Below are 24,568 nucleotides of genomic sequence, written 5' to 3'. Positions count from 1 at the left end.
TTTTTAATGGGTTTGTAATATTTATCCTTCTGGAAGTTCCTCGTCGTCGCGGGCGTCGAACAGGACAATGTCCTCACCGAATACGGTGTTTGTGTCGGCCTTCATAAGCATTTTAAAGAAATACTTTTCGCCTGCGTTGGTCAGCTTGTCGATTTGGATAACGTCGTCGTCGTCCGAAAGGCTAACACCAGCCCAGAAATTGGAGTCAATCCCGGAGGAGGTAACAGCCCAGACAATAACGTCTTTTGGCCAGTCCGCCAAAGAAACGATTTGCACACCCTTGTAACGGTCGGCCGTCATGCTGGAATAGTCCACGCCTTTAAACGGCTTATTTGTCAACACTTCGTCGTAAATCTCGAAGTCCTCACAGGACATAAAGATTTTGAGGTTTGCATGCTTGCGGATAGCCTTTGGAACTTTTTGTTTCCCGGCGCGAAGGGTAGGCAAAATATTTGCCTCGGTAATCTTACCCGTTACGTCTTTCGTTTCGAGGGTTCCGTCGTCTTTCTTAACCACGGAGACAACCTTGTCAACTTTGATAACATCGGCATCTTTTACAATCCGATTTAAAATACCGTCGAACAGCTTGTCGTCGTCGTCACCTTCGGCATATTCCCCATTGATATAGTGGCCGCCCAGTTCAAAGTCTACCACTTTTGCGAGCTCGGCGAGTAGCTGGTTTTGAACCTCTGCCGGAAGTTCTGAAAACACCAGATTACCGGTAGGCTGGAACGGCCGCCAGATTTCCTCGAAAACGCGAGGGTTAAACGTCGTGAAGGCCATAAATTCTTTAGGCTCCAGATACTTCTCGTCGTAGTTGAAGTCACCTTTTGAGTGCTTATCTTCGGGCTGCTCTACGCGCTTGCGTAACATCTTTCCCGTTTTAAGCCTCGGAAGGGTAAACTTTTTAGTTACATTCGGGTGAACATGAATATGTCCACCGTCCACAATTTCGTTACCGGTCGTCGCGCGTACCAGCAACTGCTCCAGCACTTCGCCGGAATAGACCGTTGATTTTACTTTAACTGCCATTTGGTTTACTTTTTAGAATTTTTCGCCTCAATTTCTTTTTGCCTCTTAGCCCATGCGCTTTCGCCGTCTGCCAGAGGTGCGCCCAGATTGTCCATAGCCCGACGTTTTACGGGCAGCGTTTTAAGGGCGGCCTCTGTTTTTTCGCGGTCGGTTTTCAGAGCCGCACGATAAACAGTTTTTTCCGGGTCAGTAATACGTCCCTCCTCAAAGGCGGTATTTACCAGAGTTTCGTCGGCGGCTTCTTGCGCCTCGTTCTCTTTCTTCTTGTACTCGTCGACTTCATCCTTTAACTTTCCGTTGGCCGCCTCCAGATCGGGGACTTTCCCGGCAGTTGTTTCCAGCTCGTCGATACGTTTTAATACGTCCTCGTCGTTTGCACAGTTGGCAAACAACGGTCTTTTCTTTAGTTGTTCAAACATATTCTTATCTGTATTAAGTGATTGGTTGTAGTGATTTTGATAGTGTGAAAACACCTGTTCCGGTGTACTATCTTCCGGGATAGGTTCCGCGTCGTATATGCCGTCAATGAATCCCAGCTTTAGGGCTTCCTCGGCGGTTAGCCAGTGATCGGCGCCGTCGAAATACCGCGTCCGGATTTCTTCGGGTGTGAGCTGGAGTTTTTCGGCGTACATATCGCACAGGGTAGCCTCCAGCGTTTCAATATCCTTTAAACAGGATTTTAATTCCTCCTTATTACCATAATAGCCGCCACTTACTCCGTGAATCATCAGGCGGGCGTATTTGCTCATATATAGAGGCTTCCCGCATAAAGCAATAACGGACGCCATAGAGGCAGCCACACCGTCTACATATATGGTTATTTCGGCCTTACAATTACGAAAGGCGTTAAATATCGCTATGCCTGCGTAAACGTCCCCGCCCATACTGTTAATACGGACGTCTATTTTCTTAAATGTCGCCTCTGCCTCCAGAAGCTCGCGGGCAATATCCGCACTCCTTACAGAGTCGTAATACCCTATATCTCCGTGTAGCAATATGCAACATGCGTCGTCGCCGGGAATTGTGTTAAAAAATCGTTTCATTTCTGCGCTCTTTATTGAGCAAAATTGTAGGTTATTTGGGCGCGGTGCAAATCGAAAAAGCATGATAAAACTTTGTAAAGCAATGCAGTAAGTTTATAATTACAAGACAAAAAAAGCGTTTGCCGGAGGCCGCGGAAAAGGTCAATTTTGCTATATAAATAAGTACCGGCAATGGCAAATTTGACGATAAAACAGAAAAGAGAATGGGCGGCCACGCTCTATTTAAAGGAGAACCTAACACAGGCCGAGATAGCCGAAAAGGTGGGCACATCACGCCAGACCATAAACAACTGGATAAAGGCCGACAAATGGAAGGAGCGAAAGACCGCTATAACCCTCACACGCGAAGAACAGGTAAAGCACCTTTACCGCCAAATCGAAGAACTTAACGACAAAATCAACGGGAGGGAGAAAGGACAGCGACATGCCACCCCGGCAGAGGCGGACATTATCGCCAAACTTTCAAACGCCATTAAAAAAATGGAAACCGACGTAGGTATAGCCGACATGGTGGGCGTCGGAACCCGGTTTATTAACTGGCTCCGAAACGTTGATTTCGAGAAGGCAAAGGACGTAACGTGGTTGTTTGACGCATTTATTAAGGATAACCTATGAAACAGCAAGACCGCGACGCTCTAAAAAGCTGGGAGGAGTACAAAGAGGATATAACCAACTCCACACCGGTAGATACTTCCATGACGGCAGCCGAAAGGGAAAAACACCGCCTATGGCTGGAGGACAACCCGGAGGAATGGATAATCTTTTTCTTTCCCAAATACGCAAAATGCGCCTTTGCAGAGTTCCAAAAGAAGGCCATAAAGCGGCTTATTAACAACCCGGAATGGTACGAGGTTTGGAGCTGGAGCCGCGAGTTGGCAAAGAGTACGATTGCCATGTTCGTAATTATGTACCTTGTCTTAACCAAAAGAAAGAAAAACATTCTACTTATCTCTAACACAATAGAGAACGCCGTGCGCCTTCTGACTCCCTATATAGCAAACTTTGAAGCAAACGGCCGTATTAAAGCCTATTACGGGGAACAGCAAAATATCGGCTTCTGGACAGATCAGGAGTTTGTAACAAAAGGCGGGGCGGCCTTCCGTGCGCTGGGGGCTGGACAGTCTCCCCGCGGTTCGAGAAATGAGGAGATACGCCCGGACGTTCAGTATTACGACGATTTCGACACCGACAAAGAATGCCAAAACCCGGACATTGTAGACAAAAAATGGGACTGGAGCGAAAAAGCGGTTTATCCTACGCGCTCCATTTCCGAACCTTTACTTGTCCTTTGGTGTGGTAACATCATCGCGGACAATACATGCGTAGGTCGGGCGGCTAAAATGGCAGACCACCACGACATTATTAACCTCCGTATGGTGGACATACGAAAGCCCAACCCAACAGAGGACTACGCAAACGGCGTTTCTGTATGGCCTCAAAAGAACAGCGAGGCGGATATCGACCGCGTACTCTCTAAAATCAGCATGAAGGCGATAATGGGTGAGTATTTTAATAACCCCATTTCTGAAGGCACAGTATTTAAAGAGGTCAAATACGGGAAAATGCCAAACCTCAAACGGTTTCCTTTCCTTGTTATCTATGGCGACCCTACCCAGAGCGAACAAAAAGGAACGGCCAAAAACAAAAAGGGCTCCCGGAAAGCCGTATGGCTTGTCGGTTGCATAGGGGACGTTTTATATGTATTTCGTGGCTTTATCGGCAAAATGAGCAACTACGAGTTTATTACGTGCTTTTTTGTCCTTTACGAATGGGTTGCCGGACGTTGCCCGGTTTACTTGTATATGGAAAATAACAGCTTGCAAGACCCATTTTATCAGCAAGTATTTAAAAAACACCTCGCGCAAATCCGAAAGGAGCGGAAAACAAACATTACCGTTTTACCGGACGAAGGCAAAAAACCAGACAAGGCGGTGCGTATCGAGGCAGACCTTGAACCGCTAAACCGCGAGGGGCGTCTTGTACTGAATATAGCCGAAAAAGAAGACCCTAACATGGTCGAGCTGGACAATGAGTTTAAATACTTCAAACTCTCTTTACCCTATCCGGCCGACGGTCTGGACTGTTTACAGGGCGGCAATAAGATAATAGAAAACAAAGTGGCGGAGCTCGCACCGGTTACGGTTATTAAGATTGAGAGTTTAAGAAACAACAATAGACATAGGAGATAATTAATTTACTAAATATATGGCAAAATTCATCGAATCATCAGACTACGACGCCTCCATCCACGCGGAGATATTGGACGCCGTAACAAGAAACAACAAAACATCGGTCGAGACGTGCCAGAACCGGGCGATACAGGAAATGCGCGGTTATATGTCTAAACGCTACAACTGCGACGCCATTTTCGGGGCGCGTGGCGAGGAGCGGTTAGACCTCGTCGTAATGTACTGTATTGACATTGCCGTCTATCACCTTTTTTCTATCCATAACCCCCAGAAAATGTCCCAGATAAGGAAAGACCGTTTCGAGGACGCTAAACTATGGTTGCAAGGTGTACGGGACGGAGTGGTAAACATAGAGGGCGCCCCGGAGGTGGAAAACAAAACGGAAAGCTCCCCCTATCAGATGTTAAGTAATCCCAAAAGACAAACAAGGAGGTAATTATGGCAAAGACAAAAAGAGGCAAATACAACAAAATAGCCATTCAGGGCAACCAGACAAAGCAACCGGCACAGACAGGCGTGGCTCCTATTATTATTACGCAAACTGTCCGGGGCAATATCGACGTAGGCGATTATATGCAGTCGTTAAAACTGGCTGAAAACGTCGATAAACCAAACCGGATTAAACTCCTCGACATTATAGACGAAGTTTTAACCGACCCGCACCTCTACGCTGTTATCCAAAAAAGGAAAGCGTCGGTCTTAAATTCTCCAATTGAGTTTACACGCGACGGGATAGTAGACGAAATAATGGGAGAACAAATCCGCTCACCGTGGTTTCAAAAACTGTTAAGCGACATACTGGATATTGAACAGTTCGGTAATACGCTTTTACAATTCCGGCGGGAGGATAAATGGTTGCAATATGACATGATACCCCGCAAACACTACGACCCGGTACGGCGTGTTATTTTAAGCAAACAGGCGGACACTAACGGGGAGAGCTTCGACGAGTTTGCCGACCTTGTGTTATTGGGCGACGCGCGGGATTTGGGGCTACTCTCAAAGGCGGCGTTATATGTTATATACAAACGGAATGCCATGAGCGACTTTGCCCAGTTCGTGGAACTATACGGCCACCCGCTAAAGGAAGGGACATACGACGCATGGGACACGGAGATACGCAAGAAATTAACCGAGGACTTATATAACTCCGGCGGCTCCTCTGTTTTCGTTCACCCCACCGGCACAAACGTAAATATACACGACACAACCAGCAAAGGCGCCACCGGAGAACTATACCGGGGCTTTATGCAGTTTTGCAACGACGAGCTTTCAAAGCTGGAACTCGGAAACACTTTAACAACTGAAGTCGGGGAGAAAGGTACGCAAGCGCTCGGAACCGTACACCAAGCCGGAGAGGATAGGATTATACGGCTTTCTAAACAACTCGTTTTAAATATCCTTAATTATGAACTTACGGAGGTCTTTACAAATCTCGGCTTTAATACCGACGGCGGGGAGTTTACCTTCTCCACACCTCAAAACAAAGACCTTTCCGCCCGTATTCAAATAGATTTACAGTTACAGGCTATGGGGCTCAAGATACCCCAAAACTACTTATACGAGACTTACGGGATACCCAAACCGGAAGGCGACGACGAGGTTACGAAAAAAGAAACGGAGCCAGAGCCGGAGCCGGAAAATAAGGAGGAAAAACCGGAGCCACCCAAACAAGATCCCGAAGAAGAAAAGAAAGGCAAGACAGCCGAACAAGTGGTGGACGAAAAGAAGGAACGGAGTTTAAAAAACTGGGTAAAAGGTATATTTGTCCGCAAACCCAACCCGGCAAACTTCCGGGGCAAAATGAACGCCCTTTACAGGGGGGCGGCAAAGGACACGGATAACGGTTTTTCATTCGACGATACGGCCGTAAAAAAAGCGCTTATACGTATCTATGAAAAAGACTTTAACCCCATGACGCAAATAGAAACGAATTTGTTTAACGCCGTCTGGGACACCTTAAACGTAGCCGCCGACATAGGCGCGGGAAGTCCGAAGCCTACCGCCCCGGAGTTTAGCTTCTGCAATGAGGTTAAGCAAAACAACGCCGTGTTTGCCGCGTTCAAAGTTCACCGGATGCAAAACGAGATAGCCGCCGAGCTGGTGGACGCCAAAGGCTTTTTAAAATCCTTTGAACAGTGGAAACGCGACACGGCAGACCTCGTCGACCACCACGTCGAGGCATGGCTAAAGACGGAGCACAACACGGCCATTACCCGTATGCACCAAGCCCTCGACTGGAAACAATTCCTACGGGAAAAAGACATATTGCCCAACTTGAAATGGAACCCCTCGACGAGTTTAACGCCGGGACTTGACCACATGATATTCTGGAACCGTATATGGGCGATTGGCGACGTGTTTTTTAACGAGCACCGGCCGGGCGACCGTTACGGCTGCAAATGCGGCCTAACAGCTACCGACGAGCCCGTTACAGATAACAGCGGGTTATCGACAAAAATAGAGATACCGGCGCCGGGACTCGGAGGCCACCCGGAAGAAACCGGGCAGTTATTCAGCGACGACCACCCGTACTTTACGGACGCCTATAAGGGAGCCGAAAAGGCCGTGGCCGATTTGTTACAAACACTTTCTAAATAACCGGCCTAATGGACATAAAAGAGTTTGCGGAACTGCTAAAAGCTAAAAGCGGACAGATTGACGACTTACTGGCTCGCAAAATGCCCGTATTTACCGGAAGGCTCGCAAAAGACCATTATCAGGACAATTTTAGAAAATCGGGGTTTGTAAACCGGGGTTTAAACGAATGGCTACCGGCTAAACGGTTAAACTCCGGGGCGACGTCTGCCGCCGCCAACTATGGGACACTATTAAGTGGGCGGAACCACCTGTTTAGCTCCACAAACTATTCCACGTCCCCATATAGGACGGTTGTTTTTAATAACGTGCCCTATGCGTCGGCTCACAACCACGGCGAGACAGTACACCCGACCGTTACGCCGCGAATGAGACGTTTTGCATGGGCGAAGTATTACGAGGCAAGCGGCGGAGGCAAAAAGGGCACAGGCGGCCGGAAAAAGGGCAAAAACAGCAACCAGACAAACAACAACGATGCGGCGCAATTCTGGAAAAACTTTGCCCTAACGAAAAAGAAAAAGCTATCAATAAAAATGCCCCTGCGCCCCTTCATCGGGGAAAGTGAGGAGCTAAACGAAAAGATCATAAGTAAACACGAGACAGAACTACGTAAAATTTTAAATTCATAAAGATAATGGAAGAATTATTTATCATCCTACAAAAGAGGTTAGCCGAAAGCCTCCCGGAACTGTCGAAGATAGACGAGGACTACGGACAATTACAGGCGCTTTTAAACGGCGAGGATATGTACCCCGTTACATTTCCGTGTGCGCTCCTGGGCGACATAAGTGTAAAATGGAACAACACCACACCACACGCGCAACAAGGAGTGGCAACGATTACCGTCCGGCTCGCTTTTGATTGCTACCACGACACGCACTACGGTTCCGGGACAGAGGAGAAAATACGCGAGCGTCTGCAACTGGATAACAGGCTCTATAAAACGTTACAGGGTTACAGGAAAGACCGGGATATGGGACGACTGAAACGGACAAACAGTGTACAGTATTCGCTACCGGGAGGGGTTAAAGTGTATGAGACTATTTTTAGCTTTGAAATTATGGACGTGTCGGCGGTTCCGGGGCATCCATAAAGAGCTGGAGCTGGGCGGCGGTAATTTTGGGCTTTCTTACCTTCGGGACGGGGGTTACTAATAAATCGGGAATGTTTTTATAGTTTTCCCGTATAATGGCCATTATACGCTCCTCGGAGATAAAAAACTCCTGTTCTGAAAGGACTTTTAAAGCATCATCAAACCGCAAACGTTGTATTTCCGTCCAATAATGATACCTACGTAGTAGCGCCATGTTACGTTTTACTATTAAATCCTTGCTTCTGCCTTTGCCCATTAATAAATAACATTTAAGGCAAATTTATTATATTCAATAAACCCGGCCAATTATTTAAACATAAAAAACCCTGTAAGGTTCAATTTTACAGGGTTTTATTAACAGCGTTAAGGCTTTTTGCTATGATTGAAGATAATCGCCGGCCAATCGACCGTTTAACACTTTATTTTTTATTCCGTAACGCTCGTTTATTATCGTAAGGGTTTGCTCCCTTAACTTTTCAATCCCATTAACGTCGGATTTGCAACAACTGATAACTTTAGCAAAAAAGTTCTTTACAACCTTATCCGCCCAGTTATAGGCGTTTTCTAATTGTTCCAGAGTTTTACAGGAGTCAATAACCCGGACGATTTTGTTTAATGTTATTGAATATGACGAAACGTAGTCTAACATAGGGCAATTAATCTTCTTTTGTCACGCCTTCCACTCCTTCAACACCCGTGGACGCTTCTTCCACCTTGTCGCTGCTTTTGCTTTTCGCCTTATACTCGGTAATGGTAAATTTGGCGTTTAAGTCCGTAGAGCCTACCGAAAACTTAAACTCCACGTCCGGGTTAGCCTCTTTTAAGGCGGCGGCGTAAAGCTCTTTCGCCTTCTGTTCTAACAGTTCCTTACCGTTCTTTTTATCCGTTGCGCCGATACCTTTTATCGACATTCTGCGCGGCCTATAACCTTCTGGCGCCTGCGCTGTTACTTTGATTTCATAATACTTTTCCATACTCTTAATTTATTAAAGTCTATTAAAACTGATTTCGATTTTTCTCCAGACGCCGAGCTCGTCCTTTTTTGAGAAATAAAAATTTGTGATAGTAGAGTCCACCCGGTTAGACTCTTTAAATAGCTGCATGATCTCGCTATATTCCGGGGCGGAAAATTTACTTTCAAGCTCATACAACTTACTTATAGATTTATAATCCAGTTCCCCGTAACGGTTACGGGAAAGGAGAGACATAGCAAGCTGATACATGGGGTCGTCGGTTCCTTTGAGAGAGTTCTTAACCCATTCTTTCAAAAACTCCACTAACCGTTTAGCTGCTACACCGGCGCGTTCGTCGAATTTTTTAATTTTGTTGGTCTTGACCTCTATGCGCCTGTCACCGTCCGTAATGGTGTAATTCATTTGCCCCTCATGCCGGAGCTGGCCGTATTCACACATTACGTCATAAAACGCACTCGTTTCGTCCTTCACAAAATCAAAGAGTAGTTTAACCTCTGCGGCCTGTTTTTCCACGCCGGCCATAATGCGGCCGACCACATCCTTACGGATTGCCTCGTAGGCGTCCCGTTTTTCTTTGGCGGCGCTGTTTTGCTCCGCCTGTAAGTCTGCCAGTAACGCTGCTTTTTGTTCTGGAGACAAGTTTTTAATATTCAAATTATCCATATTTATATGAAATTAAGTGAGTTATACGTCAATATCCCGGCTTACTGTCCGTTTACCCTGTCTGGTGTACTGGAAAGTAATACCGGGGAATAAAATTTTATAGAGGTAGTAACCGCCCGGAGTGTCCAGTACGGCGCTTGTTTCGATTTGAGCCGTAGTGGTGGAATATGCGTCCTCTACGGTTACTTCCTTTGCCTTTTCCCGCTCCTTATTGTCGCCGGGGTACATATTGCGATAAATATATTTTACGTTCATATTTAGGGTACATTTAAGGTTTAACATTCACTGCTCCGGCGTGGGGGCATTGCTCTTTTCCATGCTCGTTTATAATTGACTCAAACACCTCTGTATAGCTATCACCCTCTTTGTTGAAGCATCCGATCTGTTCCCGTATAGTGCCGTTTCCGTCTAAATTGCACATACCAAAATTACCCTCCAGAATATAGATTACAGTATCTATGTTTTCTCTAATTACTTTTAAAAGTTCAATTTTTTCTTTCATAACTTATTGATTGTATTATTCTTTGTTTATACTTTCCTCAATATCTATGGCATGTCTTGCCATATACTCCAGTAAAAGGCGCATATCTCTATTTGAGTAGAAAAAAGTGCCTGCTATATAGACCACATAGTCGTCAAACTCTTTAATAATCTCTACCATTGTCTTAGATGTTAAATTTGCTATAATAAAAGTCCTTGTTTGAAAGGCTTAAATACCGGTCACTCTCGTACTGTGACAATAAGGAGCTTGTAATACTATCAGGACATTCGTCTGACCCAGATAAAATGAGCCGGGAGGAGTCTAACAGAAAGATAATAATACGCCTAAGAAACTCATTTGCTCCCGGTATCTCATACTTAAAAATTATATTGGAAATGGCCTGCCTAACATTCTCGTCGTTGACATAGATACATATTTGTTCCTGTCGTTTGAACCGGGAAAGAGTGCTCCCTTCGAGTAGTAAAACCTCTTTAAGAGTTTGTTTTACTTCTTTTGGCATATCGCAAAATTCAAACTCCGTATCTTCCTGTTTTATCACTATATCAATAACAAAATGAATCAGCCCATTAACTCCTTTTTCTAATCTTGCCGCCATTCTTTTTAATTGCTTGTAGGCATCGTCTTGTACATACGTATCAAGCCTCCGCCGTGTGAAAGGTAGGCAACGGCGTTTTAGGTGTATTTCTTTTTGCAATAATCGTTTATCCGATATTTTACAGGAAAGGAAAGCCTCAATTAAAGCCTGTATCTTACTTGCGCGACTTGGAAAGCCCCTAATTTGGTCGATTTTTTTAAATGCTTCTGGGGTAAGTAGTATAACTAACCAGCTACGCTCGGCATGAGAAAAAAATGTACATCGTTTTCTCTTTACATAAGATAGTATATTCTCAACCGGTTGACTGTTGGACACGCCGTTTTGCTTATTCCATAAACATTCGATAAGGTATTGTATAACCTCGGACTTATTTACAAACCCGAACTCGTTTATAGTTTGTAGGTAGAAGTCCAGTAACCATTTGGGAAAATGAGTATTTGATATAAGTTTATTTTCTTTCATAAGACAACGTTTTACTATTAATCAATTCAATGAGGGAGAAGGTATATTGCGCACATACTTTTGCAAATGTTCATCAATGTAGTACACCAGAGCCGGCGACGGTTCCCGAATAATGGACACAAGTCGCTCGTCTGTTTTGGACGGTTTGCGGGCGATAGCCTCCAGCTTTGGGATTAACGCGTTTAGTTCCGCGGCTGTCAGGTTGTAAAACTTCTTTCCGGCAATGCGCTTGTTTAGGCAAAACTTATCGACTGCTTTCCAGTCGGCAGTATTAACCCCCAGAGTTTGGAGACGGTGCAAAACAGACGATCGTAACCGTTTTATATCGCCATTAGAAACAGTCGTTTTTTTAACGATTTGTTGAGCCTCCAGAGAATTACACATAAGATTATACTCCTCTTGTGTCATTTGCCGGAGTGAATCGGTACGCCCGCCGGTAAAATCCATAACAAGTCCTTTTTTCATGTCGTCGTCGTTACCCTGCATTTTAGAAAACAGGACATAAAAGCGGGCAAAATTTTTAACTTTAGCCATAATGTTAGTTATTAGGGGGTTGTTAGATAAATTTCTACGTCCTCTGGAAAGTCACACGAAAGGACTTCCTCCTCGACATTGAAAATAGAGTTTACAATAGGCTGTAAAATCTCATTATTACACCCGGAGGACTCCATAAGCTCCAGACATTCGTCGTAAGTGAAGCCGACGGCCTTAATTATGTCCTCTATTAGTCCATTGTAGCCGCGATTAAACGCAATTTCAGTTATAGCGAGCCATATACCGGCGTTTAAGCCTTTGGCCTCAATCTCTTTTAACTGGGTTTTGTTTTGCTCCTTATACCAAAAGGCGCCATTTCCGAAAGCATTTGTTAAAACAAAGTCCAATAGGGGCATATCTAAACTTTCCGGCTTTGTGGTATAATAGAGGTTCGTAAGCATCGAATTACTACTTTTGCAGGCTTCCTCTTTTGTGAGTGTTACCAAATCTTTATTTTCTTCCATTTTCTCCGATTTTTTTACGGGTTATTTCTTTCGAGAGTGACTGCATTTTCTCCACGACGTCACTCTTTAAATATTCCGCCTTAACGGCTTTAAATTCCTCTATTTTGCTCAATGCGGAATTGTAAACATAGTCGCCCCTTTCACCTTTTAAAATAGCCGTGTGTAAGTCCATTAATTCACACATTAAATCGCAACAAAAGAACTGTAAGGGTGTATTTTGAGAAAAGAATAAAACGCTTTCACCTAATGAAGCCTTTACCGCGTCAAACCTACTCTCGTTCTCCTCGAAATTGATAGCATATTCAAATGTTATATTGCTCATAATGTTGGTATTTCTGATTGTCTTGCAAATCCAAACTCATTACATAAGCGCTTTACGCTCCTACTTTTCATTTTCTTTTCTTGCTCCGGATTGGCATACTCGTAATAAATTATTTTCTGCGTTGTATCAATCCTTAAACCCTGCTTTCTCAACCGGTAGAGGATACAATGGTGCTCATTGTTTTTTTTCATGGTGTAACGCTTTATATTCGTCGTCCACCTGTTTTATAATATCGTAGATTTCATCCCAGAGCGGAAGGCCGCCGAGCTGCTTATCGTCGATATAAAGGTGAGCATGTACTTTACGGGCGTTTGTGCCGTAAAGCCTTATTTCCTCCGGGTTATGGTCGTTTACTCTATCAAAGGGAATATTATTGGCAAGTAGCCAGTTAATAGCCTCCGTTAGATTGTCACCAGTCCGGCACGTCCAAATAATTAAATAATGTCCGTCTTTCTTTAGCCTGTTCATTGCATCCACGGCATACGGCTTGGGTATGCCTATACTCGGCCACTGGCCGGTATGGAGCGTTCCGTCAAAATCAACTGCGATAATCATATATTTTTTTTTATATTGGTTCCTGTTTCTCCCCAGTACAACTGGGCTCTTTCCGGCCATATATCAAAGTAGCCCGTTTCGCCTATGTACCGGCCTTTACTAAAAGCTCTATATCCCTGTACCCAGATTTTAAGCCCGGCGTCATACATGACGCTTTTAGCGCTCCGCCCGGAGGGACTCCCACCGTCAGCGTGGCTTATGAATATCAATAGCTTGTTTCTGTGGCGCTCCTTAAACTGGATATATGAGCGGTACGACATTTGTGTATATTGGAAACTGTCTATTATGGCGATCTTTGGGGCTTTGTGCCGGGACAGCCTTTCGCTAAACTCGTCCATCGGTTCGCAATCGACGAGCTGGAGCCGCTTATTTAAAGCCTGCATGTTGAAATTGCGTATAGTATTCTGCATCGTTAAACAGGTTCCCTCCTCCAGGCTGTTGTATATTATCTTTTCATACTGTCCGAGCTCTGCGCACAACTGCATTACAAAGCTGGATTTGCCGTTCCCGGAATTTCCCCAAATAAACCATACCCCCGTGCGCTCTGGAGTGCTGAAAGCCTGCATCCATTCATCGGAAAAAGGAAAGGTTTCCTTTTTCATCTTTAGTATTTCTATTGGAGAATAAGCGCGTTTCATGCAGAGAGTTTGGAGAGATTTATAGCTTTGATTTTAATGTCCGCCCTCCTTAAATCCATATCCGCCGCAATCGTTTCTTTAACTACTACGTCAATATCCCGGCGACTTGTTACCGCATTGGCTCTGCAAAGGTTTTCCACGTCGTAAGGGGTGTTTTTCTCAGCATGGTAGAACTTGCGGCCGATACGGCTCCAAAGCTCTTGGAAACCTCTTTTATTAAATTTGAGGCCGTTTTTCATCCTTTTTTCCATATAATCCGTAGAGCAAAAAACAACGCCCGCCTTACCTTTCAAATGGTTATAAATGGTAATGAAATAATGGATTATCTTATCGTTTAGCTTGTCGCCTTCGTCGAATATAAACAGCACGTCCTCCAGTTCTGAAATTTCCTGTACGACGTCTAAAATTATCGCCCGTGCTTTCTTCTGTGTATTAACCCGGAGGCCGACGGCTCTTGCCATTTCCTGTGCAAAATCACTCTTTGCCATATCCTCGTCACATAGGACATAAAAGACATTTTTACGGCTTTTCATTATCTCCGAGGAAACGCTTTTGCCGGAGCCCGCCGGGGAGATAATCCACGTAAAGCCCTTTGTTTTTTGCACAACCTCCATGCAAAATAAAATGTCTTTACTTGCTGTCGTTTCAATTAAGACCGTGCCGTTCTGTTCTTCACCGGAAACTTGTTTGTAGATACTACGCCACATCGCCTCTGAAATATTGGGATATTCGCCACCCCGGAAAATGGTACGGATAGTGGAGCCGCTTACGTTGTTTAAACTTTCGGCCGCCCTGTTGATACTGTCGTAACGGTCGACGTATTTTTTTAACAGTTCGTGTACTTCGTGCTTATATTCTGCTGTAATTGCCATAATTGTAACGTTTTAAAATTTATCGTATGCTAAAACTTGGTCGTGTGTTGTATTGCTTAAAGCCTTATGGATAAGTCCGACGCTAACGGCCGCCGGCTCTCGCCTTTTTTTCTTCTGGCTTTTGTCCATATAATCGTCGGTTGCCTCTGTTTTTATCCCCTTTATGCGTGGACGGTTTAAACCGTGTTGCTCTGGAGCTACGCCGTGCTCCATTTCGAGGGCGGCCATGTCCAGTTGGTGGCTTATGCGTTCCTGTTTGATATTCTCGTTTATTTTCTGGAGGAATGCCATATCTCCGGGCTGTTGTTCCTGTATGGCTCTCCGGGTTACATAATACGGGTAGGCCGTAGCAACGAAACGAAGGCCGTTTTTATCCTCCGTATAGAGCCGGACGGAACTCATGTCGAGCGGGTCATATTTAACATGGAATTGACGGTAGGTGTTTCTTTTGCGGAAAACCAAATCCGGCATACCGTCGTTGTCGTAAACCTCGTATGTAAATTCCTTATTGTCAACTTGTATAGTTATGCCGCTGGCGGTGAAATAGCTTGGTTTTTCGGTTGCTTTCCAGAAAATATCCACCATGTCGGAAAAAATAAGGGGTTGTAATTCCGGGTTTGTGGACTCTTTATACATTTCCATGCGCGGGCGTTTAGTTACCGGGTGTTTCCCCATGTTCCACTGCTCGCGGTAGCTGGCGTAAGCCTCTTTTAATTCGTCCAGCGTATAAAGAAATTCCGTGTTAGCTTCGATAAATTCGAGGTTCGGACGGCTGGAGGGCTTTCTGGCTGTTATATTTTGACCTGTAAAGCGCCAGTCTTGGTGTAAAACTTGCGACTGGAAACGGCCGAAAATCTGCTCTATTGTCTTACTGGGCGGGTTATGTGGCGCTGTTCTACGGCTTACGCGGGTTATGCGCTCAAAAAATTGCATAGACTCCAGTTTTTTGTGGCCGCCCTGTCCGTCTGTAACAATTTCAAAAGGACGACAACCGGCAGTCTCCACGGCCATTCTAAAGGCATTGTATTGAGCTATGTAGTTTTCGGTATCACTGATATAGTAACCGAGGAAAACCTCGCTAAATGCGTCCATAACCTCGTAAACTTGCGTTGTGCGCATAACAGGGCGGCCGTTCTCGTCGTAAGCCTTGTAATAAAGATTTAACTTTGTTCCGTCACCATACCAAAGGGCGTCGCGCATAGTTGGCATTTCGGTTTTATTCTTACGAGCAAACCGCATCTTTGCGGCCAGCTCACCGTGGACGGCGTCGTACCACATCGGCTGAATATCCGGGCGGTTTAGGAACTGAACGAGCGAATTAATGCTTTTTAGCGGTTTCCATTCCCGACTAACAGCTATCCGGTTAATCTCATGGAATATCTGGTCGTTTGTATATACGGGAACTTTGGAGCGTTTTAGGGCGATTATCTGGCGTCCGACCTCCTCTGTTATCTTTATGGCGTTCTCATTACCTAAACGGCCGGAAACAAGGGCAAAATAGCCCGTATCCCTATAATCTTTTATCTTTTGTTGTAACCTCGCCCAGCTTCCGGGTAAAGTATGGCCGGGATAATCCCGGAATTTTTCCACTGTGTTTATAATCGACTGTCTTACGCTTCCGGCTTTACCTCCGAGAGCTTTACGGAGCGACTCCCGGTTGTTCTCTATTTTTATAATTTCGTTTAGGACGGAGGCGTTTATGGTGTATTCGTCTATTTTGTCCGTGGGTAAATATGTCCCGTCCGGTAAACGATAGTCTGCGAAGTATTCGCGGGCTTTGGTATCCTCTATTAATGTTTCCGAAAGCGCCTGTTTCTTTAGGATTTCCTCCGGCTTCCCGTACTTTTCCTCGAAGCGGATACGAAAACGCTCCGGCAATGAGTTGTAATCTATCAAAGCATAAACGCCAAAGCCCCCAGCCTTTCGGACTACGGTTGCCCTGTTGCGCTTGACTAAAGTTTTATAATTCTCAAAGCTCATTATTGCCTCGCCGTCGTCTTTCCGGGTTAGCTCCTCCACTGTCACACAAATAAATCTTTTATGGTATTCCATAGCGATAATTTTTATAATTGCTCCCGCGGGCGGAGTCGAGCCGCCCGGCATAGCCACTCGGTCGGGATTAGTTCGTAAATTGGTTGGCTAAGTGTTGTACATTTTGCTGTATGGCCGATAGCTCCGTAATTTGCGGGTTGTCGTATGTGTCCACGACCTCCTCGTCTGTGTACACTGTTACGAGTCCGGTAGTTAAATCCGCGACGAGCTTAACGCGGTCGGAAAAGGTTTGCACCATTAGATTTTCGGCCGTATGAAATACAGTTTCAAAATGCGGGGTAATGCCGTCCGGGCATTTCGTTTCACCAATAAGGATGCCGCCACGTTCGAGGGCTGCCTTTCTTATCATGTTTGCGACCGGGCTTTTGGTTTTATAATGCAAAGCTGCCCAAACCGTCTGCCGAGAGTAGCCAAACGTATCCGTTATTTCTCTCTTTTTCTCGTCTGATAAAATAATTTGCCTATCCATATTGAAAATTTAAGTTTCTGTTTTATTAAGTTCTGGATAATTCCATTGCCTCTTAACTCCTTTTTTTTATATTTGGAGCCGCTTAACACTGTTAAGATGATGCAATATTACAAACGATTTCGCCATCATGCAAGAAAAAGAGCAATATATTTCGCCAATTAAGCAAAGAATTTTGGAATTTGCTGCAACTTTGGGCATTAGCAAACGTGATTTTTACTCACAAATAGGCGTTTCTCGTGGAACTTTAGAGTCAAAAACGGGAATAACGGAAGATATAATGGCGAAATTTATCGCCACATTCCCGGATATTTCACTGGAATGGCTTATAAAAGGAAAAGGCGATATGGTAGTTTCGCATAAACAAATAAGACTAAAAGAAGAAATAAGTCCAGGTTTGGAAGATAAACTACTCAATAAAATCAGCCAGCAGGCCGAGGAAATTGGAAAGTTAAAAAATGAAATTGAACATTTGAAAAAAGATCAAAAATTTGGCCGTCCGGATGCAGAGGCTGCCGGGGTTGCCGATGTCGTGTAGTCTATGCGTTTGGCAAACTACAAATCACTCCTAAATATTAATCAAAAAAAACAATTATAAAATATAAACATTATGAGATTAATAAAGTATACACTCCTCCTTTCTATGGTCTTTATTTTTTTAGGATGTAGTGATGACAAAGATGATACTTTTAAAGATGACTTAGCAGGCTCATGTTGGCATCAAGATATAAATGACTACCAGTCGTACACTTTTTATTTTGCAGTGGATAATAAATGTACCGTGCAATGGAAAAACAGATATTAGTGATCCGGTGCCAACGATAAGAAAGTACGAGTACAAACACCCCAATATTACAATATCGCTTGTGAGTGGTAGTGGGATTTATGCAACTGGTTATATTGAGAACGAAACAATGTACTTAGAAGTAGATTCAAAAACATTAGAATTAAAGAAAGTTCGATAACACTAAGTTTGCACAAATAGCGACCCAAAGATGCACACGCACAAAAAAGGAGGATTTAAGAGCTTGTTTTTCTCCACTTTGTGGGATTTATAAAGGTTTGCGCTCGTTGGAAACACCTCAAAAAATGGCGTTTATCATGGTCGTTTCTACCCCTCAATATTGAAAAAATATATCTAAATTGCCAGAGAAAAATCCATTGCCCCTATTCAATGCACAAAAAACAATGTTAAAAGTGCCCCCCCAAACGCCCCTCCACTCTCAACATTTGGTTTTTATTTTTAATTTTTATGCCCCTCCAAACGCCCCTCCATGTGTACCCCCAAACTTCACTTTTAACAATTCCCGACCATATTAGACAAACATTCAAACGTTAAATAAAGGGCGTTTATATAACCTTTTAATAGCGTTCAAAGACTACAAAACAAACAAGCCATTACAAACCCATCTAAGAGGCTGCAAATGGCTTGTAATGAGCTTTTGTTAATGATTATCCTATTGTTCTATCAAAGAAAAAGAGGCCGAATTTAATGCCGTGTAAAGCTAAAGCGTTGCAAAGGCTTACAAACATTGCCTACGTGTAAGGTGAATGTAAAGCAAAGTCAACGCTTTGTTTTTAGTGGCTGTCTGGGAGTTTTCTTTCTATAATCTTATGTTTTAATGGTTTAGCGTCAGAATGAGTTATTTTATTTTATTACGTTTGGTTTTGTGCCCCTTAGACCGGGGTTTTCGATTATTGGAGATTATCGTCCACCGCCGGATTCATTATTTTTGTTACTTTTGACAACGCAAATGCAGTTTGGATGAAATACGCTGATGTCATACTCCCCCTTCCGTTAGAAAATAGTTATACATACCGGATTCCCGACGATTTGGCAAAAGCCGTGATACCCGGTTGCCGGGTCATTGTACATTTCGGAAAGAAACGCTATTATACGGCCATAGTCCTGGAAGTGCATAACCGTCAACCTTCTACCGATTACGAAACAAAAGAGATCTATGCCTTACTGGACGCCACCCCCATTCTACGCCGCCCACAATTACGATTCTGGCAATGGATATCCTCTTATTATTTATGTAAATTAGGTGATGTATACAAAGCGGCATTACCTTCGGGATTAAAACTGGAAAGCGAAACAGCAGTCACCATCAATGAAGATTTTGAAGCCGACAGCCAATTGCGTCCGAATGAACAATCTGTATTGGACGCCTTTTCCGGGGCATTAAAACTAACGGTCTCGCAACTTGAAAAGAAGACCGGTTTGCGCAATGTAATGCCGGTGGTTGCCTCACTGATGGCACGTGGAGCAGTAGAGGTTAGTGAAGAACTAAAAAGAGGATTTGTTGCTAAAACACAGACCTATATCCGGTTAAATGAACGATATCTTCAAGAGGATGTGCTAAAAAAGGTTTTCGATGAATTGAAGCGAGCCAAAAAACAAGAAATTCTTTTAATCGGTTTTCTTGAACTTAGCCATACACTGAATCCATCGTTGATTCAGGAAGTTTCCAAAAAAGAACTATTGGAGTATAGCCATTCATCTTCGAATGTGCTCGACAGTCTACTCAAACGAGAGATATTGGTTGCTTATGAAAAAGAAGTCGGCCGGCTACAGGCATCCGTCTGTCGTCTACAGTCGCTCAATCCGCTATCTTCGCATCAGGAGAAAGCTTATAACGAAATACATGAGATCTTCAAATCAAAAGAGGTCTGTTTGTTACATGGAGTTACCTCCAGCGGAAAAACGGAAGTATATGTACGCCTTATTGATGAAGTTCTCAAACTGGGACGACAGGTTTTATACCTTTTGCCTGAAATAGCAATCACCACACAACTAACCGAACGGTTGGCTCGGCTATTCGGCAATAAATTACTTGTTTATCATTCAAAATTCTCCGATAATGAGCGGGTTGAGATATGGAATAAACTGTTGCATAGTAACGAACCGTTTGTTGTATTAGGGGTACGGTCTTCTCTCTTTCTTCCGTTCAAAGATCTCGGACTGGTTGTTATAGATGAAGAGCATGAAAACACCTACAAACAACAAGATCCGGCTCCACGTTATCATGCGCGCAATGCGGCAATCGTACTGGCAGGAATGCACGGAGCCAAAACACTGTTAGGATCTGCTACACCTTCAATCGATTCATACTTCAACGCAAATACAGGTAAATATGGGTTGGTTGAATTGAAAGTCAGATACGGCCAATGTCTGGAACCTGAAATCATTCCGGTTAACATTAAGGAGTTGCGTCGCAAGAAGATCATGAAGGAGACTCTTTTCTCCCCTCTTCTGATTGAAAAAATAGAACTTGCTTTAGCGAATAAAGAACAGATTATCCTATTTCAAAACAGACGCGGTTTCGCTCCACTGATGGAGTGTGCGACATGCGGATGGATACCTCATTGCAAGAATTGCGATGTCAGTCTGACCTATCATAAACAACAAAACAACCTCACCTGTCATTACTGCGGTTATACCCAACGCCCTGTTCAGGTATGCCCCCAATGCCAGGAGACTGGTTTTAAAATGATGGGATTCGGTACTGAAAAAGTAGAAGAAGAGATTGTGTCTTTATTCCCATCAGTGAAGATCGAACGGCTCGATTTTGATACCGCCCGTACCCGGAAGGCCTACGAACGTATCATTGCCGATTTTGAAAAAGGGAAAACGCAACTGTTGATCGGAACACAAATGTTATCGAAAGGACTGGACTTCGGAAATGTCAGTGTTGTGGGCATACTCAATGCCGACTCTTTAATGAACTTCCCCGACTTCCGTGCACACGAACGGGCTTTTCAGTTGATGGTACAGGTCAGTGGACGTGCCGGACGTCGCGACAAACAAGGAACCGTTATCCTTCAAACCTCCCAACCCGACCATCCGATCATTCAACTGGTGCAAGACGTCGACTACAAAAACATGCTTCAACTACAACTCAGTGAGCGCAGTATGTTCCGCTACCCGCCTTACTTTCGCCTGATTGTTGTTGTTCTTCGTAGCCGCAGTGAATCCGTATTACAAGAGATGTCTACCCTATTCGCTCACAAACTACAATCCCAATTAGGTGAACGCGTTCTGGGACCAGTAACTCCTCCTGTCACCCGTATTCAAACATTATACATCCGAAAAATCTTACTTAAAATCGAAATCGCCGCCGCAATCGCACCTGTCCGTGAAATCATAGAAACAGTTCACACCGAAATGCAAGGATATCCCCCCTTCAAACAATTATTAGTGCATTATGATGTGGATCCGGTATAGCCACCACTTATCGAATCGATTTGTTCAACACAAACGAGAACCGTGATCCTTTACCCAGTTCTGAAGTAACAAAAAGCTGCCCTCCCATTCCTTCGATCAGGCTTTTACAAATAGATAATCCGAGTCCCGTTCCTTGTACGAAACTATCCAGTTTCACAAAACGGTCAAATATACGATCGATATTTTCCGGAGCGATACCGGATCCTGTATCTTCTACATAGAAGAGTATCTGATCTTCTCCGTGCGGCTCATACCCCAGTTTGATATGTCCTTTTTTAGTGAATTTTATCGCATTGGTAATAAAATTCATAAGCACCTGCCTTACCCGGTTCGAATCGGTTTCTATCATACTATCCGGCTGAGAATCATCAAAAATAAGTGCCACCTCTTCCGACAAAGTCTTATTTCTGAACGATAGCATCACCTCACCGCAAAGTTCTTTTACATTGACTTCGGTTACCACAAAATCGAATGTACCCGATTCTATTCTCGACAGATCAAGGATATCACTCACCAAGTTCAGCAATAGTTCATTATTCCGTTGAATAATGGCGATATACTCCCGGCGCTCTTCTTCATCTTCAGTATCTGCCAACAGATCGGAAAATCCGATGATCGAATTAAGCGGAGTCCGAATTTCATGACTCATATTCGCCAAAAAAGCCGATTTCAGACGATCCAACGCTTCAGCTTTATCCTTCGCCAGAATCATATTCTTAAGTTCGGTTATATCATAGCTGACCCCAATAAGTTCTATACCATTAGTCATCCTATCCTTCTTCGCTGTTAATGTACAACGCAACCATTGGATATCACCATCTTCTCCTATCACCCGTATTTCATCTTCAAAACCTTGTGCTTTACCGGAAGACGCTTTCCGGTAGAACGCTTCGATTTTTGCAAAATCATCGGAATGCAGATTTCCATAAATAGCCTCCAGATCATCGGACATAAGCGTATCACCCGGCTTGCCAAGATTGATATACCATTGGCTGATACCGAACCCTTCGTTTGTTGTCAGATTCCATTTGAAATATCCCACCTTCGCCAGGTTGGCTATCAAAGAGAAATACTCTTCGAATTCCTGAATCTTCAGGTAAGCGTTGGTGGTCTCTGTATTATTGATAATCAAAAGCAGATAATAATGTATCTCCTGATTACCATCAAAGATAGGAGCTATTTTTAACGTTAGGTTCTGAACCGGCTTATCCGGTTCATCCAACTGATAAAAATCCCTTAGTTTATTAAAGTCATAATTCAAATTAAAATCAACGGTTTCTCCCTTCTTCATCTTCCGTTTCACATCAGGAGGAATCATCGGGTGATCGAAGATATTCAACTGGTCATCAGAGGTCGGTTTGCTCAATCCTAAAATCTCCAGCGCCTTCTCGTTGGTCTGCACCAATTTACCTTCAGCACTGAACAGTTCGAAGCCGGCCGGTAAGTTCGCATAGATCGTGCGCAATAGTTTCTCGTTCTCTTCGAGCGCCTTATGTGCATTGTGTGCATCTGTCACATCTACAACCAACGAGATCACCTCATCTTTTTTCAGTGAGAACTTTATCACCCGGCAATGTTTATTGAAATGTGGTATCGGCAGGTCGAATTCGACGTTCTTATCCGTATTTACGACTCCTACCATGGTTGACAGATCCTGGAAAGTAGTCGAATCGGAACCTTTCAAACCAATAATCTGGGAAGTAGAAAGTCCCGTGATACGTTCGATTTCATTGTTGGCTTCCGTATAGATAAAATCGACAGCCTCTCCGTTTTCATCATAGACCAGCTTAGACGAAAGGTAACCGATAGGCATAAATTTATATAAGTTTTGCAGATACTCTTTATCTTCCTGAATCTGTGCTTTCGTTTTACTCAACTCGATACAGATATTGATGATATGCATAAGTGATGAGAACCACTGGAAGTCTTCGTCGGTCCAATTGCGTTGCCGGTCTACGATATCAATTCCGGCATATCCCCAGATCGTATTGTCCTGATTGATAAAAGGAACAACCATCAACGACTTGATATCCTGCGATTCCAAAATTTCCCTGTCGTACAGGTCCCATTCTGGCAAATCATCCAGTGTATGGAGAATTATCGGACGTTGAGCCAAAATCTGCTGATTCCACCAGGTATTCGCATCACATGGCATATCAGTCAGGTTCTGAATCTCTTCCAGCCCGGGGCGACTGACCGCCTCATAGGTACAACTCTGTGTCCCTTTGTCCCAATAGTATTCGAAAATATAAGCACGTTCAGCACTAAAATGTGTAACCAGTGAAGCCAGAATATGATTGACCATACCATCCAGGTTCTCACTCTGCAAGAAGGTAAACAATGATTTGGAGATCCCGTTTAGTTGGTGAATCAGGTTTTTCACCATCTCATAATTCGCACCTGTTTGTTCTTTTTCCGATCGCTCAACCGGATAGATCATCCCCGTTACGGTCTGTTCTTCTTCACTCTTTTTGAACCGAATAGCAATCCATTCGACGCGATCCTGAATATAAACCGGAAAAGTCTCCTGATAAACATGGCCACTTAAAGCCGAAAAAATCTTTTCAATGATTCGGGCTCTATAATCTTCACGGATAATTTTATAAAAAAGATTGACATCTAATTCCGTCTGAGGCAAATGCAATAAACCGACCACAAAATCAGAACAGGAAAATACCCCATCCTTTAAGTCAGCTTTCCACCACCCTACCTGAAGCATCTCTGCTACAACCTGAATATCGGCTTGTTTAGTTTTATCTATTTGCTCTTTTTTAATCTGCTTTCCGCTCATTACTTTCTTTACTTGTACAATGAAACATTCTTATTCTTTCAGAGAGATTCTATCCGCCACACACACTAAAAGGGAGTTCCTATCTCCTGTTTGTTATTCTTCTTTCCTTTCCTTTAAGCTTCTGTCTCTTGGTATTCAAACGCGAATTAACACAGTAATTCTCAAATTATCAAATCCGAACGATAACTTATTTTGGAAGAAACCGGGTAAAGGTAAACATTCCCGCTAAAAAACAGGCTATTTTTTTACGAATTAGCACATTAAAAGAACAGATCATCTATCCCTTTCAACCTGAAACGCGATCTATTTCAATCCATTCCTCTAAGCTTTTTAACGGAAGCATTAATCGTCTACCAATTGGTAGACGATAGTGACACAGTTGGTAGACGAAAGTGAACCAACTGGTAGACGAAAGTGAACCAATTGGTAGACGATTAATTGATCCGCACAAAAAACAACAAGCGACTCTAATAAATTCACCAAAGGATCTAATCC

26 protein-coding genes are annotated in these 24,568 nt (G+C 43.7%); 8 read left to right on the top strand and 18 right to left on the bottom strand.

The annotated features are described in order from the left end of the window. Window positions 1-21: 21 nt before the first annotated feature. Both M2135_RS05375 and M2135_RS05370 read right to left on the bottom strand, forming a co-directional pair. Window positions 22-1,032 carry a hypothetical protein gene (locus M2135_RS05375; protein WP_280747580.1) on the bottom strand — a complete coding sequence of 337 codons (1,011 nt, stop codon included), beginning with the start codon at window positions 1,030-1,032 and terminating at the stop codon, window positions 22-24. A gap of 5 nt (window positions 1,033-1,037) precedes the next feature. Continuing rightward, window positions 1,038-2,075 (bottom strand): head maturation protease, ClpP-related, encoded by a 1,038-nt coding sequence (locus tag M2135_RS05370; protein WP_280747579.1) that lies wholly within the window; start codon window positions 2,073-2,075, stop codon window positions 1,038-1,040. A gap of 171 nt (window positions 2,076-2,246) precedes the next feature. Here M2135_RS05370 and M2135_RS05365 point away from each other — a divergent pair, with 171 nt between their 5' ends. Genes M2135_RS05365 through M2135_RS05340 form a run of 6 tightly spaced genes read left to right on the top strand, consistent with a single transcriptional unit; the run spans window position 2,247 to window position 7,955 of the window. Continuing rightward, entirely contained in the window at window positions 2,247-2,690 is a 444-nt protein-coding gene (locus M2135_RS05365) for a helix-turn-helix domain-containing protein (RefSeq protein ID WP_280747578.1), read from the top strand. After that, on the top strand, window positions 2,687-4,264 hold the full coding sequence (locus M2135_RS05360; protein ID WP_280747577.1) for a hypothetical protein: 1,578 nt from the start codon (window positions 2,687-2,689) through the stop codon (window positions 4,262-4,264). The genes M2135_RS05365 and M2135_RS05360 overlap by 4 nt, the downstream gene beginning before the upstream one ends. Before the next feature lie 16 nt (window positions 4,265-4,280). After that, window positions 4,281-4,700 (top strand): phage protein Gp36 family protein, encoded by a 420-nt coding sequence (locus M2135_RS05355; RefSeq protein ID WP_280747576.1) that lies wholly within the window; start codon window positions 4,281-4,283, stop codon window positions 4,698-4,700. Between the two features lie 2 nt (window positions 4,701-4,702). Then, window positions 4,703-6,865 (top strand): DUF935 family protein, encoded by a 2,163-nt coding sequence (locus tag M2135_RS05350; protein WP_280747575.1) that lies wholly within the window; start codon window positions 4,703-4,705, stop codon window positions 6,863-6,865. Window positions 6,866-6,873: 8 nt separating this feature from the next. Next, on the top strand, window positions 6,874-7,491 hold the full coding sequence (locus M2135_RS05345; protein WP_280747574.1) for a hypothetical protein: 618 nt from the start codon (window positions 6,874-6,876) through the stop codon (window positions 7,489-7,491). A 5-nt stretch (window positions 7,492-7,496) separates the two neighbouring features. Continuing rightward, window positions 7,497-7,955, top strand: coding sequence for a hypothetical protein (locus M2135_RS05340; RefSeq protein WP_280747573.1), 459 nt, complete (start codon window positions 7,497-7,499; stop codon window positions 7,953-7,955). On the opposite strand, the gene M2135_RS05335 is transcribed toward M2135_RS05340, so the two are convergent. From M2135_RS05335 to M2135_RS05265, 15 genes are all read right to left on the bottom strand, one after another. Then, the gene (locus M2135_RS05335) at window positions 7,921-8,211 is read right to left on the bottom strand and encodes a transposase (RefSeq protein ID WP_280747572.1); all 291 of its coding nucleotides are present in this window, start codon (window positions 8,209-8,211) and stop codon (window positions 7,921-7,923) included. The two genes, M2135_RS05340 and M2135_RS05335, sit on opposite strands and share 35 nt — an antisense overlap. A 400-nt stretch (window positions 8,212-8,611) precedes the next feature. Beyond that, a complete protein-coding gene (locus M2135_RS05330) occupies window positions 8,612-8,929 on the bottom strand; it encodes a hypothetical protein (RefSeq protein WP_280747571.1) in 318 nt (105 codons plus the stop codon). A 12-nt stretch (window positions 8,930-8,941) separates the two neighbouring features. Then, window positions 8,942-9,592 (bottom strand): DUF3164 family protein, encoded by a 651-nt coding sequence (locus M2135_RS05325; protein ID WP_280747570.1) that lies wholly within the window; start codon window positions 9,590-9,592, stop codon window positions 8,942-8,944. 21 nt (window positions 9,593-9,613) lie between these two features. After that, on the bottom strand, window positions 9,614-9,847 hold the full coding sequence (locus M2135_RS05320; protein WP_280747569.1) for a hypothetical protein: 234 nt from the start codon (window positions 9,845-9,847) through the stop codon (window positions 9,614-9,616). 13 nt (window positions 9,848-9,860) lie between these two features. Beyond that, window positions 9,861-10,094, bottom strand: a complete 234-nt coding sequence (locus M2135_RS05315; RefSeq protein ID WP_280747568.1) for a hypothetical protein — start codon at window positions 10,092-10,094, stop codon at window positions 9,861-9,863. Window positions 10,095-10,109: 15 nt separating this feature from the next. Further along, complete coding sequence (locus M2135_RS05310; RefSeq protein ID WP_280747567.1) at window positions 10,110-10,253, bottom strand: hypothetical protein; 144 nt, start codon at window positions 10,251-10,253, stop codon at window positions 10,110-10,112. A 4-nt stretch (window positions 10,254-10,257) separates the two neighbouring features. After that, on the bottom strand, window positions 10,258-11,151 hold the full coding sequence (locus M2135_RS05305; protein WP_280747566.1) for a hypothetical protein: 894 nt from the start codon (window positions 11,149-11,151) through the stop codon (window positions 10,258-10,260). Between the two features lie 21 nt (window positions 11,152-11,172). Continuing rightward, window positions 11,173-11,685 (bottom strand): hypothetical protein, encoded by a 513-nt coding sequence (locus M2135_RS05300; protein ID WP_280747565.1) that lies wholly within the window; start codon window positions 11,683-11,685, stop codon window positions 11,173-11,175. An 11-nt stretch (window positions 11,686-11,696) separates the two neighbouring features. Further along, entirely contained in the window at window positions 11,697-12,149 is a 453-nt protein-coding gene (locus tag M2135_RS05295) for a hypothetical protein (RefSeq protein ID WP_280747564.1), read from the bottom strand. Further along, entirely contained in the window at window positions 12,136-12,471 is a 336-nt protein-coding gene (locus M2135_RS05290) for a hypothetical protein (RefSeq protein ID WP_280747563.1), read from the bottom strand. The genes M2135_RS05295 and M2135_RS05290 overlap by 14 nt, the downstream gene beginning before the upstream one ends. Window positions 12,472-12,645: 174 nt before the next feature. Further along, a complete protein-coding gene (locus M2135_RS05285; protein ID WP_280747562.1) occupies window positions 12,646-13,026 on the bottom strand; it encodes a hypothetical protein in 381 nt (126 codons plus the stop codon). Continuing rightward, window positions 13,023-13,664, bottom strand: coding sequence for a GTPase domain-containing protein (locus M2135_RS05280; RefSeq protein WP_280747561.1), 642 nt, complete (start codon window positions 13,662-13,664; stop codon window positions 13,023-13,025). The genes M2135_RS05285 and M2135_RS05280 overlap by 4 nt, the downstream gene beginning before the upstream one ends. After that, window positions 13,661-14,536, bottom strand: coding sequence for an ATP-binding protein (locus tag M2135_RS05275; RefSeq protein ID WP_280747560.1), 876 nt, complete (start codon window positions 14,534-14,536; stop codon window positions 13,661-13,663). Before M2135_RS05275 ends, M2135_RS05280 begins: the two co-directional genes overlap by 4 nt. A gap of 12 nt (window positions 14,537-14,548) precedes the next feature. Continuing rightward, entirely contained in the window at window positions 14,549-16,588 is a 2,040-nt protein-coding gene (locus M2135_RS05270) for a kinase (protein ID WP_280747559.1), read from the bottom strand. 67 nt (window positions 16,589-16,655) lie between these two features. Next, window positions 16,656-17,057 carry a hypothetical protein gene (locus M2135_RS05265; RefSeq protein ID WP_280747558.1) on the bottom strand — a complete coding sequence of 134 codons (402 nt, stop codon included), beginning with the start codon at window positions 17,055-17,057 and terminating at the stop codon, window positions 16,656-16,658. A 127-nt stretch (window positions 17,058-17,184) separates the two neighbouring features. Between M2135_RS05265 and M2135_RS05260 the strand changes: the two genes are divergently transcribed. Continuing rightward, window positions 17,185-17,592, top strand: coding sequence for a hypothetical protein (locus tag M2135_RS05260; protein WP_280747557.1), 408 nt, complete (start codon window positions 17,185-17,187; stop codon window positions 17,590-17,592). Window positions 17,593-18,819: 1,227 nt separating this feature from the next. Further along, complete coding sequence (gene priA, locus M2135_RS05255) at window positions 18,820-21,282, top strand: primosomal protein N' (RefSeq protein ID WP_280747556.1); 2,463 nt, start codon at window positions 18,820-18,822, stop codon at window positions 21,280-21,282. A 7-nt stretch (window positions 21,283-21,289) separates the two neighbouring features. On the opposite strand, the gene M2135_RS05250 is transcribed toward priA, so the two are convergent. Further along, the gene (locus M2135_RS05250) at window positions 21,290-24,073 is read right to left on the bottom strand and encodes an ATP-binding protein (protein ID WP_280747555.1); all 2,784 of its coding nucleotides are present in this window, start codon (window positions 24,071-24,073) and stop codon (window positions 21,290-21,292) included. Window positions 24,074-24,568 lie beyond the last annotated feature (495 nt).

This window comes from Parabacteroides sp. PF5-9 (assembly GCF_029893105.1).
Classification (GTDB): domain Bacteria; phylum Bacteroidota; class Bacteroidia; order Bacteroidales; family Tannerellaceae; genus JARXWG01.
Note: the sequence above shows the minus strand (reverse complement) of the source record. Positions and strands in the feature narration are given on the sequence as shown.